The organism is Larkinella rosea, assembly GCF_003858635.1.
GTDB lineage: Bacteria > Bacteroidota > Bacteroidia > Cytophagales > Spirosomataceae > Larkinella > Larkinella rosea.
The window spans coordinates 1,814,442-1,829,928 of the sequence record NZ_RQJO01000007.1 but is presented as its reverse complement, the minus strand read 5'-3'; the positions used below and the strand labels follow the sequence as shown (position 1 = coordinate 1,829,928).

Sequence of the window (15,487 nt, the reverse complement as noted above, 5' to 3'; positions counted from 1 at the left end):
TTCTACTCAGTCTGGCGGGGAGTTTTACGCATCACACTCCGCATCGGCAATCTTCAGGGCTTCCGAAATGATCGCCAAGCCTTCGTCAACCTGTTCCCGCGTGACGCAAAGGGGCGGAGCAATGAACACGAGATTCCAGCGGACGAACGTATACATCCCCAATTCCTTCAGCTTGGCCGCGACTTTGTTCATGAGCCCCATTTCCGAGGGTTTGGCGTTGAAAGGAGCCAGGGGTTCTTTCGTGATGCGGTTTTTGACCAGGTCGAGACAGCCCAGCAAACCGGTGTTCCGGAATTCACCGATGGAAATGTGTTGCGATTTCAGTTCTTCGACGCGCTCTTCCACGTATTTCCCCATCGCAACCGTATTCTCGATCAGTTGGTCATCTTCGTAAATTTGGATCACTTCCAGCGCAGCCGCACAGGAAACCGGATGGGCGGAATACGTGAGGCCCAGCGGCAGCGTGGTGTCATCGTAGCGGGCGGCAATTTTGTCGGAAACCATCAGCACGCCGAGCGGCAAATAACCGGACGTAACGCCCTTCGCCAACGCCATCAGATCGGGAACGATACCGGAATGATCGACGCCGAACCATTTCCCGGTTCGGCCAAAACCGCTCATCACCTCGTCGATGATCAACAGGATTCCGTATTTATCACAAATCCTGCGCACTTCCTTCAAGTAACCGTCTGGGTATTTCAGACAACCGGAAGTGCCCGATTCCCCTTCGAGCATGATGGCGGCAATGGTTTCGGGACCTTCGTAGCCAATGATCCGTTCCAGTTGCGCCACCGATTCCGGCAACAGCGTTTCGGGCGCGTGGGGCCAGCGGTAGGCCGTCGGGATATCAAAATGCACAAAATTGGGAGCCTGCTGCGAATCCACCGGAATTTTTCGGGGATCACCACCCGCCGAAATCACCCCGTAGGAGGCTCCGTGAAACGACTGGTACCGACTCAGGATTTTGTGCCGACCGGTATACAGTCGGGCGAGTTTGATGGCATTTTCGTTGGCTGTCGCCCCACAAACCGTAAAGAAGGCCTTGTTTAAATCGCCGGGGCAAATTTCGGCCAATTTCTTTCCCAACTCGCCCCGCACTTTCGTCACGCAACTGGGTGTTACGTAGCTTACCTGTTGCATTTGCCGGGCAACGGCCTCCGTAACCCGCTGATTGCCATGTCCAATGTTGACGTTCATCAGTCCGGATGAAAAATCCAGGTACCGGGTACCGTCGTGGTCATACAGGTAAACGCCCTCGGCCCGCTCCACGCTGATTGGATTCAGACCTTTCTGTTTGGACCAGGAAAAAATCGTGTGTTCGAAGTTGTTCCGGAGTATTTCTTCCCGTTCTTCCTGCGTAATGGTGGCAAATTCAGCGTTCATGTGCGTGGCGGTTTTCGAATTTACAAACTCATTATCAATCAACTCATCCAGTTTACGCCGGCTTCAGCATTCCACTTGGTAGTGATTTTTTTCAATTTCGTCCAGAATTCAATCGAGCTTTTGCCGGTAATATCCAGTGCGCCGAATTTCGATTCGTTCCAGCCGCCGAAAGAAAAGGGCTCGCGCGGAACGGGAACGCCGATGTTGACACCCACCATGCCGGTGCTGGCTCGTTCGGCCACCTGCCGGGCGATGCCTCCGTTTTGGGTATAAACGCCGGTCGCGTTGCCGTACGGATTGCTGTTCTCAATGGACAGGGCTTCCGAAACCGTTGCGGTGCGAACAATGGCCAAAACCGGTCCGAAAACTTCTTCGCGGGCAATCGCCATATCGGCTGAGACATGATCGATGATCGTTGGCCCCACGTAAAAACCGCCTTCCTTGCCCGGAACGACGGTATTTCTACCGTCAACCAATATACGTGCTCCGGCAGTTTCGGCTTCGGAAATGTATTTTTCAATCCGTTGTTTGGCGCTCCGGCTGATGACGGCTCCCAGATTGTTTCCCGGAATAACCCTTTTTGCTTCGTCGCAAATTCGATCGATGATGTGATCCACTTCGCCAACCGCCAGCATAAGGGAAGCCGCCATGCAACGCTGTCCGCAGCAGCCCGTGACGGATGCGACGATGTTAGAAGCCGTCATGTCGGGAACGGCGTCCGGCAACACGATGAGGTGGTTTTTGGCCCCGCCCAGCGCCAGAACGCGTTTCAGGTTGGAGGTGCCGCGCACGTACACCCGTTTGGCGACTTTCGTCGAACCGACAAACGAAATGGCGGCAATGTCGGGATGGTCGCAAATGGCCTCAACGACCGTTTTGTCGCCATGAACGATATTGAAAACCCCGTCGGGTAAACCGGCTTCTTTCAACATCGCAGCGATTCGCATCACACTCAGCGGAACTTGCTCCGATGGCTTGATGATCATGGTGTTACCCAGTACCAGCGCGTTTGGAATGGTCCAGTGGGGCACCATACTCGGAAAGTTGAACGGAACAATACTGGCCACGACACCGAGCGGATACCGTTCCGTCCGGCACTCGACACCCTTGCTAACGTCCAGGATTTCTCCGCCGGTCAACTGGGGGAGGGAACAGGCAAATTCGGTCAGCTCGATGCATTTGTCGATTTCGGCAGTCGCTTCCAGCATCGTTTTTCCGCCTTCTTCGCAAATCAGTTCGGAAAGCGACTGGCGGTTTTTCCGAAGTAGATTCATGTACTCGTAAAACACCTGAACGCGCTCTTTGATCGGAATGGCCGACCACCGCGGAAAGGCGGTTTGGGCCGCCTGAACGGCCTTGTCTACCGTAACGGCAGAACCCAGCGGAACGGTGGAAAGCAACGATCCATCCAGGGGCGAAACTACCTCCAGAAACCGGTCCTCGTAACTGTCAATAAATTGTCCGTCAATGAATTGCTGCACCTGCGGATATTTCATCGTGAGCGTATTCATGGGTTTGGGAGAGATTTAATTCGGTGAAACTAACTCGACTCACTCCAATTCCGGTCCTGTCACCGATCCTGCATTGTGCAAAACCGCATCTCTTCAGCGCGTCCGGCTGTAAAAATTACAAGTATTTCGTGAAAAAGAAAAAAATGACAAGAGAGATGAGACAAGAGAAATGAGATTGGCATTTTAAGAAAAGTCTCTATTCTCTTGTCTAACCTCTCACTTCTCATTTCCGCATCAGCCAGATTTCGGTTACCTGCGAGCCACGTTCGCCTTCGCCACAGGTCCAGACGAAGGTTACTTTGCCGTCGGACGAAGCCGCTTTGGGAAGATCGAATTCGTAGATCGGCTGCTCGCCGGTCTGGATAAAGTCGTGAATCACCGAGCCGTCGTCCGTAGTCATTTTCATGCGCGAACGAAACCGCCCGGTGTAGGCAATCCGGATTCGGTAGGAAGCGGTCGGGTCAAGCTCGTCGTAGGCAATTTTCAGCGGCTGGTCGTACAGGGTTTTGGCCTGTTTCATCCAGACCCGGGGCGTAATCTGGCCTTTGAAACCGGTCGCCTTGATTTCGTCTACCCACTCGACGCCGACCAAACCCACGCCAAAACCAATTCGGGGCGATTGCAGACTACCGGGATCTTTTTCCCAACCTACACCGGGAACCACGCGGTGCCAGCTTTCGGGTGCGCCGAAATGGTCGTAAAAACCGCCGGGGCCGGGATCGGTGCGGTGCAGTATCTCGTGGATTTTGGCTTGCCGCGCCTTTTCATCGGATAGCTTCTCAATTTTCGCCATCTGATCCATCAGCCAGGGCGAATCGTTGAGCGGAATTCCAATGTTGTCGACGAAATTGCCCCGCCCCGACATCGCGCCGTGCTTTTCCATGGTCAGCTGGGCACCGATCGACTTGAAAAGCGAATCGGCCAGGGCATAGCATTTTGTCCGGTATTCGGGCAGAATCGGCGATTTCCAGGCCTTTTCGAGAATTTCCCGGGCGCGGTTCATGGTGGGTACGGATCCGCCCGTTGCATACGTCGCCAGCATCTCCCGGGCCCGTTGTTCCAGTTCGCTTTCGTACAAAAACCGCTGCTGGGTGTAGGCGTCGAAATAAGCCCGAATCAAGCCCATCTGAAACCGGGCATTTTGCAACACCTTAAGGGAAGCCTGTTTTTCCAGCGACTGCCACTGCATCAGCGACTGGTTGACGGCCTGATTGGTGAGGAGGCTTCCGCGCCAGTTGTTTTCCAGCGAAATCAGGGCCTGCGCCACGGTTTCGGTATACTCCGGGCCAATAAACAGCCGGGAAAAATCGCGCAGCGTTTCGATGACCGGCGTTTCGGGGTTCCAGTCCTGATCGCTCCAGACAAACTTGTTAACGTCGTCGTTGGTACCCTCCGAATAGCTGATGCTGCCCACGCCATACTCGTCGAGTGCATTGTGAATCGCTTTTTCGTCGTGGGGGCGAGGGTTGATGCTTTCGCGCCCGCAGGTCATCGACCAGGCCAGATCCCAGTGCGGAACCGGGTATTGTGAACTGTAATTGTGCGTAATGTCGGGATAATGCCGGATTGGAATCGACGGTTTGACAATTTTCCGAATTTCCTGCACCGGCATTTTCACCCAGGGACCGAAAACGACTCCGCCAAACCAGGGATACTCCTTATTGACGTGTTTGTAAAAAGCGTCGAACCAGGCTTGGGTAGGCCGAAAAACTTGCGGAGAAACCCAGATTTTGGCTTTTGGGTGGTATTTGTTCAAAACCACGGCTTCCTTTTCCAGCCAGGCAAACAGCACGTCGGGCTCGAGGTCGCCGGGGTCACCACCCGGCACAAAAACCGCATCCAACTTCGGAACGGACGCAAAAATCTCCTGCCGTTCTTTCAGCTCCTTCTGAATCGAATCCGGATGAACGTAATCTTTGGCCAGGTTCGGATACCACATCCAGACATCCAGGCCGTATTCCTTACAAATTCGCGACTGTTCGCCGATCATTTTGATGGCGGGCAGTTTCATGTGCCGACTCGTAAAGTCATCGTCGGTGCGCGGGGGCATAATTTCAATGCTATTGGCCCCAAACAGCGCCAGATCGCGGATATACTGGTCGAACTGGGCAACCGTGAACGCGTCGTAAGCATTGGTTTTCGGTCGATAACCCAGTTGATGCCCGCGAATCGGGTACCGCGGGCTGGTTGCGATGGTGGCTTTGTCGGGCACCAGAATCTTGCCGGGCCGAATTTCCATTTTGCGTAACAGCCGTCCGACCCCAAAAAGCAATCCGCGTGCATCTTTGCCCACAACCAAAACAGCCTGCGAATTCTCCTGAACCAATAATTTAAATCCCTCTTTCGCAATCGAAGGCATGCCGCTCAAGGCCGTTCGAAAGCTTTCGGGTAGCGTATTGAGTTCATTTTCAGTGAGTAAGTAAATGGCGGGTTGTCCAGCTCCCGGCAGTTTTTTAGCAACCGACAACTTGATCTGGCTTCGTTTGGCCAGTTCTTCCTGCAAAACCGCCAGGCTTCGAAGCAGTACATTCGGGTCTTTTACGGGACAATAAATCTGCGCTTTGGTAAGGTCAATGGGGTTTGAATAGGCCGGTTTCGACAGCAAAATCACAAATCCGATCAGCACAAAAAACGCTTTGAGTGGCTTCAACATGTTAATTTTAAGGGTCTGGGTTTCGGTAAACTACTGGTTGTACTAAAAGCTTGATTTTAACTATTTAATCGGCTTAACCTGCACATCATCAATGAGGTAGGTGGCCGTAGGTACGGGTTCGTCGGCTCCTGGCAGGGGCGGTCCCGGTTCTTCGTTGGGCGTTTTCCGGTTGGGCAAGTTTCGGTACGTCCCCGTCCGGATCGACAACCGTTCGACCGACTTGACGGCTTCGGCCAGTGCCGCTTTGGTCAGAACTTTTTTGCCATCGATGGCCAGATCGTAATTTCCGCTCAGGCTGGCGTCAACACTGAACGTAAGGTCATACCACCTTCCCGCCTGATACGACTGAACCGGTTTTTCGGTACTGCCAACCGTTGCAATAATGTTGCCTTTTTCATCGAACCGCAACCGGACCGGGCGGTTCCCGTAGCGGTCGGTGAGGTCAATTTCAAGTGTGCCGGTGTTGTTTTGCGCAGCCCGGACCTTTAGCCGGGTTTCGATCCGGTTTCCCTCTTCAAATACCCGAACCGCACGGGCGTAATCGTAGGGGTCTTTGTCGGTTAATTCAAGGCATTTCCCACTTGCTCCCGGCGAATTGACAACCGAAACCGGGGCCCATTTCGGCGCGTAAATATTCCAGTCGGTAACGCTGCCATTCAGAGCCAGTCCATTGAAGTCATCGGCTACCGGACCGCGAACGGCATACCGAACCGGCGTCGGAATCCGGCTGATCCAGATGTCTTCCTTGTTCATGCTGTATGACAGCCACATGTCGTTGCCGGGCGGGTTTCCGTTGCCTTCTTCAATGCCGCGCATGTAGCAGGGACCGAAGTCTTTCCAGCGGCCGAAAAACCGACGGGGCGGCACTTCTCCCTGAACAATCAGCATGTTATCGAAAAAAACACCGTCGTCTCCGGTAATGATGGTGAGCGGGTACCGGTATTCGTCCAGTTCGATCGGATTGTAGCAAATGGCAAACCGGCCGTCGTCCGTGCGCTGGCCCCACTGTTTGCCACCCGCCATGATCATTGTGGGTACCTTGACCGGTTTGGAAAATGTTTTCCCTTCGTCGGACGACAGGGCGCTGTGCGACCGCTTCCACAATGCCACCACTTTACCGTCTTTTCGATGGTAGTAGGAGAGCGCTTCCCGGGCTTCCTTTCCGCCGTAAAAACCGTCGAGCCCCCGGTCTTCATCCCACCATTGGAACGTCATGAGTTTGTCTGCCAATAGTGAGTTGCAGGCATCCAGAAAACCGGTGTCGGTGGACTTTTTATAAAACGGAAAGCTCGTGTTGGTTTCGTTCCAGCGAACGCCGTTGAGGGTGGTATGGCTGCTGTAGCGAATGAAATAAATCGGGCCGTACGTGCCGTCTTTGTAGGCTTCCCGAACCACGCGCCCAATACCGCCCTGCCCGAACGGATCTTCGGCATGTCCGTAGAACGCCAGCACGAGCAGGCGACCGTTGGGCGCTAAGTAAAAACCCATGCGCTGGTGCATCATGTAGCCGTTGGAACTGTCGGGAATTTTGACGCCGGTGGGCGGTTCATAAGGCGGGAAAACCACCTGCGGTTTGCTCCATTCCCGACCGTCTTTGGAAGTCATGACCAGCGTTTGACCGGGCGAAATGTGTTCGTCGACCGGATTGCTCAGGTACTGCTGGTAAAACGTATTGTTCCAGTAACACAAATTGGAAGCGTGGTTGTACGTCCAGCCGTGCCCGTCGGCCAATTCGGGATGGGTTCGGTTTACGCGCAGCGTCTGGCGGCTTTCGACCCCGATGGCATAGCGAAGCCGCCCATCGTGAACACTCGGATCGACGGATTCTCCACCCACATACCGCACGGGTTCCGCCGGACTACCGGTTTGGGCATTAGCGAAGGGACCACCGGACAACAAAGGCAGGAAGAAGAAAGATAGACGCAGAATACGTTTCATTTTACTGATTTACGGGCGAAAAGCGTAGTTTCTTTTCCCGGATTTCAGGCCGATCATACGCTTTATTTTTGTCGGGATAGCCAACAGCCCACGGTGAAGGACCAACCCAGGATGATTTTTTACCGGCGATCCGGATGACGCCATCCGTTGAAATTTCGACGACGGTATAAAGCGGATCTTTGTACGGAGCCGTGTATTTGATCCACTTATAATTCTTGTCAATTTCGTCGTTGTACCGAACGTGACCGTATTCCTCGCCCAGCCATTTATAAGACATCGAGTTGATGCAGATGTACCAGATTCCGTTTACTTCTTCGGCCCGATCGTAGTGAACGTGGCCGTAGAAATTGGCGATGATTTTAGCTTTTTTCGTTTTGGCATTATGCGCTTCCAGCATGGACCGGATTTCGGCAGCATTATCCACGCCGTCGAGTCCCAAGCCCTGGTGGGAAAAGATGACGATGGGCGTGGTGGCTTTTTCCAGTTCGGCTTTTAGCCACGCCAGTTGAACGGTTCCGATGTGTTCCTGATAGCCTTTTAGTTCGGGCGTTTTTTTGTCGTTTCCATCAAGGACAATGAAGCGAAACCCCTGTTGGTCAAAGGTGTAATACGAAGAAGGCATATTTCGGTGGGCCAACGCCTGCGCGAGCGAGGTGCCGCCGTCCATTTCGTGGTTACCGATCAGGTGGTATTTGGGGCCGGGATAAGACTCCCAGATTTTGAACGCATAGTCGTATTTTTCGGCGGGCGTGCTGAAATCACCGAGTTCGATAATGAAATCCGGTTTGGCGGTTTTCATGCTGTCCATAAACGCCTTCAACCGGGATTCGCCGTCGTGCATGGTCGGGATGTGAACGTCGGCAAACATCCCGATTTTTACTTTTTTTACCCCGTTTTTCTGAGCGAACGAAAGGGTTGTTGCCAGGCAAAAAAATAGGATCAGAAAAGAATATTGTTTCATTTATATATCGCTCACAGCTTGATGAAAATCTTTCGCCGGTAAAGAATGTAGGCCGGAATAAAATTGATACCGACGAAAAACAGCGCATACGCCATACTGGCAAACCGGGAATCAAAACCCAGTCCGGTTAAAGCCGCGACGCCGTGTTCGTTTAACGAATGTCCGCCGAATTTCAGGTAGTAAAACAGAATGGAAAATACATCCGCCAAAACGAAAACCGTGATCGCATTGGCTCCGAAAATGATACCCGGTTTGGTGCCGCCGGTTTTGCCCAGAACATCCACCAGAAAGTACACCGCCCCGAGCAACAGTGCGGCAAAACCGGACGTGACCAGCACGAACGAACTGGTCCAGAGGTTTTCGTTCAGTGGGAATGCCAGGTTCCAGAAAAAACCGGTGGCGGCCGCGAAAACACCGGCCGTCATCAGGTAATTTACTTTCTCGTTCTGGCTTAATGGGCTGATCATCAGGCGACCGGCCAGTAATCCGGTGATGCCGGAAACGGCCGAGGGAAATGTGCTGAGAAGGCTTTCGGGGTCCCAGGTTTTCTGCCACATCCGCCCTGGCAGGTATAAATTGTCGAACCACGCGACGAGGTTGGCACCCGGTTCCAGCATGACTTTCCCAAATCCCGGAGTTGGAATCAGCGTTAAAGCCAGCCAGTAAACAACTAACGTAATGACGGCAATCCAGGCCTGCTGTCGCCAGGTGGTATTCAGAAAAAGAAAGGCGCACATGAGGAACACAAACGCGATCCGCTGGAGCGTTCCCGTCCAGCGAATATCGGAAAAACTGAACGTGGCCAGGATATTCAGGAACATACCGACGGCAAAAATCTTTACCGCCCGGATGACAATTTTCCTGTACATTTCTCCTTTCGGATCACCATTTTCCAGCCGCCTGGCGTACGCCAGCGTAATGGAAACACCAATGATGAACAGGAAGAAAGGCGCAATTAAGTCGGTGAATGACAGGCCATTCCACTTCGTGTGCTGCAATTGAAAATAGACATGCTCGCTGTCGCCCGGGAAATTGACCAAAACCATGGCCGCAATCGTAAAACCGCGCAGGGCATCGAGCGATATCAACCGGTTTGGGCTGGAAGCCAGCAACTCGGTTGAAGGGACCGATTGATTCGTTTGGGTAATCATCGATGGGAAAGCTTGAAAAAGTCTTTGAGCGCCAGTGGTATTTTTAATACTGGATTCCGTATTATTAAGGCTACTTAACTCACCCTTCCATGCGTAACTTTTTTTGCCTCACGGTTTTATTCGCCGTTGTATTCCTGCTGAATAGCTGCAAATCATCCGAAAAGGAAACCGGACAAATCGCGGTTTCCTGGGAGCTGGTGACCAATTTTACGGATGTGGAGAACGGTTTTGAAGCTCGGTTTACGCTGGCGAATCACGGCAACGATGCGCTGACGGATAAAAACTGGGCGTTGTTTTTCAACATGTCGCCCCGCCCCATTATTCCAGCAAAAACCGCTCAGTCCGCTACTGTTCAGCATATTAACGGCGATTGGTATAAGCTTACACCAAACGCCGGTTTTGCGCTGGCACCCGGTGATTCGACCGAAATTCGGTATGCCGGGACCGAAGCTGTAATCAAGCATACCGACGCGCCGATGGGGCTTTACTTCGTTTTCTACGATAAAGACGGAAAGGAAGAAAACATTGTTCAGGTCGGCAATTACACGGTTTTGCCGTTTGCTAGAAAAGAGCAGCAATTGCGCGGGAAAGACGACCTTCGGCCTTTGCAAACGGCGGCTAAACGGTATCAGGATAATCTGGCAGTCAGCCTGTTGGATGCCAAACAGTTGCAGAGAATTATTCCGGCTCCGGTGAAAATTACACCAGGTGCCGGTACGTTGAGTTTTGGAAATGAGGTAGCAATCTTTTACGGAAACGGGCTTGAAAACGAAGCTAAACTGTTGAGTGAGAAGTTGAAAGCGGTGACCGGAACTGATTTTGCAATCAAAAGTGGAACGCCCGCCGATAAAGGTATTGTGCTGAAAACCGGTGCGGTTTTGGTGAATGGGATTGCGAAGGAAGCGTATAAACTGAGCGTTGACGACAAAGGCGTGACCATTACCGGAAGCGATGCCTCCGGCGTTTTTTACGGAACCCAAAGCTTGCTGGCCTTGATCCCGACGGCGTCGTATCTAAAACCGGGTCCGGCGATTGCGCTGGATTATGTGCAGATCGAAGATGCACCCCGGTTTCATTTTCGGAGTATGCATTTGGATGTCAGCCGGAATTTTCAGACGAAAGAGACGATTCTGCGGTTGATCGACCTGCTGGCGATGTACAAAATCAATCATTTTCTGTTTTACACGACCGAAGACGAAGGCTGGCGGCTCGAAATCGACGGGTTGCCTGAACTAACCAAAGTCGGTGCTCAACGCGAACACACCGCCGGGGGGATGGCGTCACCGGTTTTGCATCCGGCCTACGGATCGGGGCCAAAAGCGTATGACGAGGGCAAATACGGCAGCGGTTTTTACACCAAAGCTGATTTCATCGAAATCCTGAAATACGCAACCGCACGGCACATCAAAGTCATTCCCGAACTGAACTTTCCGGGTCACGCACGGGCGGCCATCAAGGCAATGGAAGCGCGGTATGAACGGCTGATGAAGGAAGGGAAGGAAAAAGAAGCTAACGAATACCGCCTGATCGATCCAAACGACAAATCGGTGTACCTTTCGGCGCAGGGTTACAAGGACAACGTGGTCAACGTAGCTCGCGAATCGACCTACCATTTTTACGAAAAAGTGGTGGACGAAATTACCAAAATATATGCAGAAGCGGGTTTGAAGCTGGATGTTTTCCATGCCGGGGGCGATGAGGTAGCCGAAGGTGCCTGGACAAAATCGCCCGAAGCGGCTCAGTTGCTGAAAGAAAACCCGGCGGTAAAAGACCCCAAAAACCTGCAATCGTATTTCTTCGGGAAACTGCTGAAGCGGCTCGAAAAACGGAATCTGAGCATCCACGGCTGGGAGGAAGTCGCGCTGAACAAATCTCCGGAGGGCAAATATCTCCCGAATCCGGAGTTTGTCGGTAAAAAAGTGGTGCCTTACATCTGGAACAACATTTACGACCTGGATTTAGGCAACCGGCTGGCCAATGCGGGGTATCCGGTCGTGCTGTGTAATGTCACGAACTTCTATTTCGATCTGGCGTATAATACCGATCCGCTGGAGCCCGGTTTGTATTGGGGCGGTCTGGTCGATGCCTACGCTAACTGGGCGTTTGCTCCCTTTGATATGTTTAAAACGACGTTCCAGACCTCGATGGGCAAACCGTTGACCTTTACCGGTTTGGAAAAAATGAAACCGGAAGCGCGGAAAAATGTCATTGGACTGGAGTCTCAGCTGTGGAGCGAAACCGTGAAAGGACGGGACATGCTCGAATACTATACCTTGCCAAAGCTGATGGGTTTTGCCGAAAGTGCCTGGGCTGCCGAGCGCCCCTGGGAAACCATCGAAAACAGCGGTGTCCGTCAATCATCGATGCAAAAAGGCTGGAATGTTTTTGCGAATACCCTGGCTCAGAAGGATATGCCCCGTTTGGCGACCTTGAATGGAGGGTATAATTACCGGGTACCGATGCCGGGAGCGGTGTTGGAAAACAGCACGTTAAAAGCCAATGTCGAATATCCGGGATTATCCATTCGCTATACCACCGATGGCTCTGAACCAACCCCCCAATCGAGCTTGTATTCGGCTCCGGTGAAAGTGTCGGGGAAAGTTAAAGTGAGGAGTTTCGACGCAGCCGGACGATCGAGCCGGACGGCAATTGTGGATGGAAACGCGGCCGGATCGACGCTCGATTGAACGGATGGGCCGGATTTTAACGGATCATCCGTTCAGATTCGCTCAATCTCTGTTCCTACTAAATCAGTCCCAAGATGAAGCACAATTCGTTGATTGTCCTGTTAATACTGCTGATATTTTTTGTCATATCCTTTCTGACCAATATTCTTGGTCCGCTCATTCCGGACATTATCAAAAGTTTTGAATTGAGCATCGGCCTGGCCGGTTTTCTGCCGTTTGCGTTCTTTGTTGCCTACGGTGTGATGTCGATTCCGTCGGGGATCCTGGTCGAGAAATACCGCGAAAAACCGGTCTTGCTGGGGGCATTTTTTCTGGCTTTTGCGGGCGCTTTATTGTTTGCCCTGATCCCCGGTTTCTCCATTGCTCTGTTTTCACTTTTCCTGATTGGCGTCGGCATGGCGATGCTTCAGGTCGTGATCAATCCGTTGTTGCGGGTGGCCGGTGGCGAAGCGCAGTTTGCGTTCAATTCGGTATTGGCCCAGTTGTTTTTTGGAGCCGCTTCGTTCCTGAGTCCGCTGTTATACAGTTACTTAGTGAGTAATGTGCATTCCGGAACTGAAACTTCGTCGGTAATCACCCTGTTCAATCAACTGGTTCCGGCGAACCTGAAATGGGTGTCGCTCTACTGGGTTTTTGCCGTAACGGCATTGCTGATGGTGGCCGTGATTTACGTTGTTCGTTTCCCGGAGGTGGAGTTGAAAGACGACGAACGAATCGATACCGGAGCCGCTTTCAAAGACTTACTCGGGAACAAAACCGTCTGGCTTTTTTTCTGCGGAATTTTCGCGTATGTCGGTACGGAACAGGGCATTGCAAACTGGACTTCCCAATTTCTGCAAACGTACCACGGCGTCGATCCGGCCACAACCGGTGCTTCGGTCATTGCCTATTTCTGGGGGCTACTGACAATTGGTTGCCTGTTGGGCTTGCTGCTCCTGAAGATATTCGACAGTCGGCGGGTGCTGATGTTGTTTGCAGGAGGAGCGATCGTTTCCTTGCTGGCGGGCTTATTTGGTCCGAAAGAGCTGGCCATTTACGCGTTTCCGATGACCGGTTTTTTTGCTTCCGTCATGTGGTCGATCATCGTGTCGCTGGCGCTCAATTCGGTGCCCCATCACCACGGGACATTTTCGGGCATTCTGTGTACGGGCATTGCGGGCGGAGCTGTTGTGCCACTGATCATCGGCGGGCTGGGCGAACTGGTCGGGCTGAAATTCGCGATGTTGTTCCTGTTGATTACGCTGAGCTACATTTTCAGCATCGGTTTGTGGGCGCGGCCACTGGTAAACAATGCAACGGTGAAGAGTTTTCGGGAATTATTTGAGTAGAAGAGTTATTTCGCAGAGTTTAGCGGAGAAAAAGAGAGGTAAGCAGCGTTATCTTTTTCTTCATTAAACTCTGGTGAACTCCGCTCAACTTTGCGAAATAACTCCTTTGCAAAACAGGTATGTATGTATAAAATCATCCTTCTGATCGATTTTGCCGAGGATTACAGCAAAAGCCTGTTGAAAGGCGTAACGAAATACTCGCGCGAACACGGTCCCTGGGTTTTTTGCCGAATGCCACTTTTTTACCGAGAAACCATCGGAATTAAAGGCATCCTGCAATGGGCGCAGGAGTGGGGAGCCGACGGCATTATCGGACAGTTTTATAATGACAACGAGATTTCTGAAATCATTAAAGCCGGGATTGCGGTTATTGCCCAGGACTTCAAAGAGCGATTTGACGACATACCCAACATCACCGGCGCTTACCACGAAGCCGGTGCCATGGCGGCTGATTATTTCCTGAAAAAAGGCTTTACGCAGTTTGCCTTTTACGGTTTTAAAGACATCGTCTGGTCGCGTGAACGGGCGGAGGGGTTCGAAAACCGCATCAGGAGCGCCGGATTTGAGGTTCATTCATTTGAACATACCAAGGCGCAATCCAGCGAATTGTGGTATTACAAACCAAGTGCCCTGAGCCAATGGCTGCAATCATTGCCGAAACCGATTGCAATTATGGCCTGTGACGACCGTCAGGGTCAGCACATTACGGAAGCCTGTCGGCAAACCGGTATCCGGATTCCGGAGGAAGTCGCCGTTTTGGGAGTCGATAATGACGAAACGATCTGCGAACTTTCCGATCCGCCGTTATCAAGTATTGCACTCGATGCGGAGAAGGGTGGTTACGACTCCGCTAAGCTGCTCGATCAGATGATTCGGACAGGAGGGGCGGGGTTTTACGATATTGTGGTGAAACCGACGCAAGTGGTTACGAGGCACTCGACCGACATCTATGCCACCAACGATCATTACATTGCTTCGTCGCTGAAATACATTCACCAGAATATCGATAAAAACCTGGAAGTCGATGAGGTTGTCAGACAGGTTCCGCTATCGAGACGCGCGTTGGAAAAGCGGTTTTTTATGATAACCGGCTACCCGATTTACAAGTATATTTTTAACCTGCGGATTGAAAAATTTACGCAGAAACTCCTGGAAACCGACATGACAATTTTTGAAATTGCGCTTGACATGGGGCTATCGGATAGCAAGAACATTGCCCGGCAATTCCGGCAGGTGAAGGGCTGCACGCCGATTGAATTCCGGAATAAATACGTGGCGGGGAAATGAGTTTGAAAGAGAGTTATTTCGCGGAGTTGAGCAGAGTTAAAAGGAGTTTAGCGGAGTTTTATATATTTTTCTCCGCTAAACTCTTTTTCCTCTGCTCAACTCTGCGAAATAGCCCCTAAGCCTATGACATCTCGACTCAAGACGATTTTACTCGCGGGATTTACCGCCGGAACATTGGACATCACGGCCGCCATCGTTCTGCTGGGTAATTGGAAAGCGGTACCGGTTTTAAAGTACATTGCGAGTGGGGTTTTCGGGAAAGATGCGTTTGCCGGTGGCTCCGAAATGGCGTGGTTGGGGCTCCTGTTTCACTACACCATCGCGTTTTTCTTCGCCATTGCGTACTTTTTCATCTTTCCGTCGTTGCCTCCGCTGTTGAAGAAACACAAATTGCTGAGCGGATTACTGTACGGTGTTTTGGTCTGGGGCGTCATGAATCTGGTGGTCGTGCCGATGACCAACGTGGCGCGCGGACCGATCAAACTGGAAAGTGCGTTGCTTAATATGGCCATTCTGATGGTATGCATCGGATTGCCCATATCGCTTATTGTCGAGCGGTATTACGCGTCGAAAAAATAAATAAACTCG

The 15,487-nt window shown here is 51.9% G+C and carries 10 protein-coding genes; 4 read left to right on the top strand and 6 right to left on the bottom strand.

Going from position 1 to position 15,487, the window contains the following annotated elements:
* Positions 1-24: 24 nt before the first annotated feature.
* From EHT25_RS07585 to EHT25_RS07560, 6 genes are all read right to left on the bottom strand, one after another.
* A complete protein-coding gene (locus tag EHT25_RS07585; protein WP_124872881.1) occupies positions 25-1,383 on the bottom strand; it encodes an aminotransferase class III-fold pyridoxal phosphate-dependent enzyme in 1,359 nt (452 codons plus the stop codon).
* A 38-nt stretch (positions 1,384-1,421) separates the two neighbouring features.
* On the bottom strand, positions 1,422-2,894 hold the full coding sequence (locus EHT25_RS07580; RefSeq protein ID WP_229311459.1) for a CoA-acylating methylmalonate-semialdehyde dehydrogenase: 1,473 nt from the start codon (positions 2,892-2,894) through the stop codon (positions 1,422-1,424).
* A 223-nt stretch (positions 2,895-3,117) separates the two neighbouring features.
* Positions 3,118-5,547, bottom strand: coding sequence for a hypothetical protein (locus tag EHT25_RS32610; RefSeq protein ID WP_229311458.1), 2,430 nt, complete (start codon positions 5,545-5,547; stop codon positions 3,118-3,120).
* 60 nt (positions 5,548-5,607) lie between these two features.
* Positions 5,608-7,485 (bottom strand): sialidase/neuraminidase family protein, encoded by a 1,878-nt coding sequence (locus EHT25_RS07570; protein ID WP_229311457.1) that lies wholly within the window; start codon positions 7,483-7,485, stop codon positions 5,608-5,610.
* A gap of 1 nt (position 7,486) precedes the next feature.
* Positions 7,487-8,446, bottom strand: coding sequence for a metallophosphoesterase family protein (locus tag EHT25_RS07565; protein WP_124872879.1), 960 nt, complete (start codon positions 8,444-8,446; stop codon positions 7,487-7,489).
* A gap of 11 nt (positions 8,447-8,457) precedes the next feature.
* Entirely contained in the window at positions 8,458-9,597 is a 1,140-nt protein-coding gene (locus tag EHT25_RS07560) for an acyltransferase family protein (RefSeq protein WP_124872877.1), read from the bottom strand.
* A gap of 89 nt (positions 9,598-9,686) precedes the next feature.
* Between EHT25_RS07560 and EHT25_RS07555 the strand changes: the two genes are divergently transcribed.
* The 4 genes from EHT25_RS07555 to EHT25_RS07540 all read left to right on the top strand — a co-directional run bounded on the left by EHT25_RS07555 (position 9,687) and on the right by EHT25_RS07540 (position 15,478).
* A complete protein-coding gene (locus EHT25_RS07555; RefSeq protein ID WP_124872875.1) occupies positions 9,687-12,284 on the top strand; it encodes a family 20 glycosylhydrolase in 2,598 nt (865 codons plus the stop codon).
* 74 nt (positions 12,285-12,358) lie between these two features.
* Positions 12,359-13,612 (top strand): MFS transporter, encoded by a 1,254-nt coding sequence (locus tag EHT25_RS07550; RefSeq protein WP_124872873.1) that lies wholly within the window; start codon positions 12,359-12,361, stop codon positions 13,610-13,612.
* Between the two features lie 123 nt (positions 13,613-13,735).
* Positions 13,736-14,899 (top strand): DNA-binding transcriptional regulator, encoded by a 1,164-nt coding sequence (locus EHT25_RS07545; RefSeq protein WP_124872871.1) that lies wholly within the window; start codon positions 13,736-13,738, stop codon positions 14,897-14,899.
* 123 nt (positions 14,900-15,022) lie between these two features.
* A complete protein-coding gene (locus EHT25_RS07540; protein WP_124872869.1) occupies positions 15,023-15,478 on the top strand; it encodes a DUF1440 domain-containing protein in 456 nt (151 codons plus the stop codon).
* Positions 15,479-15,487 lie beyond the last annotated feature (9 nt).

Coding starts and splice junctions, on each gene's coding strand:
- EHT25_RS07585 (WP_124872881.1), bottom strand. CDS start 1,383: ATGAACGCTGAATTTGCCACCATTACGCAGGAAGAACGGGAAGAAATA.
- EHT25_RS07580 (WP_229311459.1), bottom strand. CDS start 2,894: ATGAATACGCTCACGATGAAATATCCGCAGGTGCAGCAATTCATTGAC.
- EHT25_RS32610 (WP_229311458.1), bottom strand. CDS start 5,547: ATGTTGAAGCCACTCAAAGCGTTTTTTGTGCTGATCGGATTTGTGATT.
- EHT25_RS07570 (WP_229311457.1), bottom strand. CDS start 7,485: ATGAAACGTATTCTGCGTCTATCTTTCTTCTTCCTGCCTTTGTTGTCC.
- EHT25_RS07565 (WP_124872879.1), bottom strand. CDS start 8,446: ATGAAACAATATTCTTTTCTGATCCTATTTTTTTGCCTGGCAACAACC.
- EHT25_RS07560 (WP_124872877.1), bottom strand. CDS start 9,597: ATGATTACCCAAACGAATCAATCGGTCCCTTCAACCGAGTTGCTGGCT.
- EHT25_RS07555 (WP_124872875.1), top strand. CDS start 9,687: ATGCGTAACTTTTTTTGCCTCACGGTTTTATTCGCCGTTGTATTCCTG.
- EHT25_RS07550 (WP_124872873.1), top strand. CDS start 12,359: ATGAAGCACAATTCGTTGATTGTCCTGTTAATACTGCTGATATTTTTT.
- EHT25_RS07545 (WP_124872871.1), top strand. CDS start 13,736: ATGTATAAAATCATCCTTCTGATCGATTTTGCCGAGGATTACAGCAAA.
- EHT25_RS07540 (WP_124872869.1), top strand. CDS start 15,023: ATGACATCTCGACTCAAGACGATTTTACTCGCGGGATTTACCGCCGGA.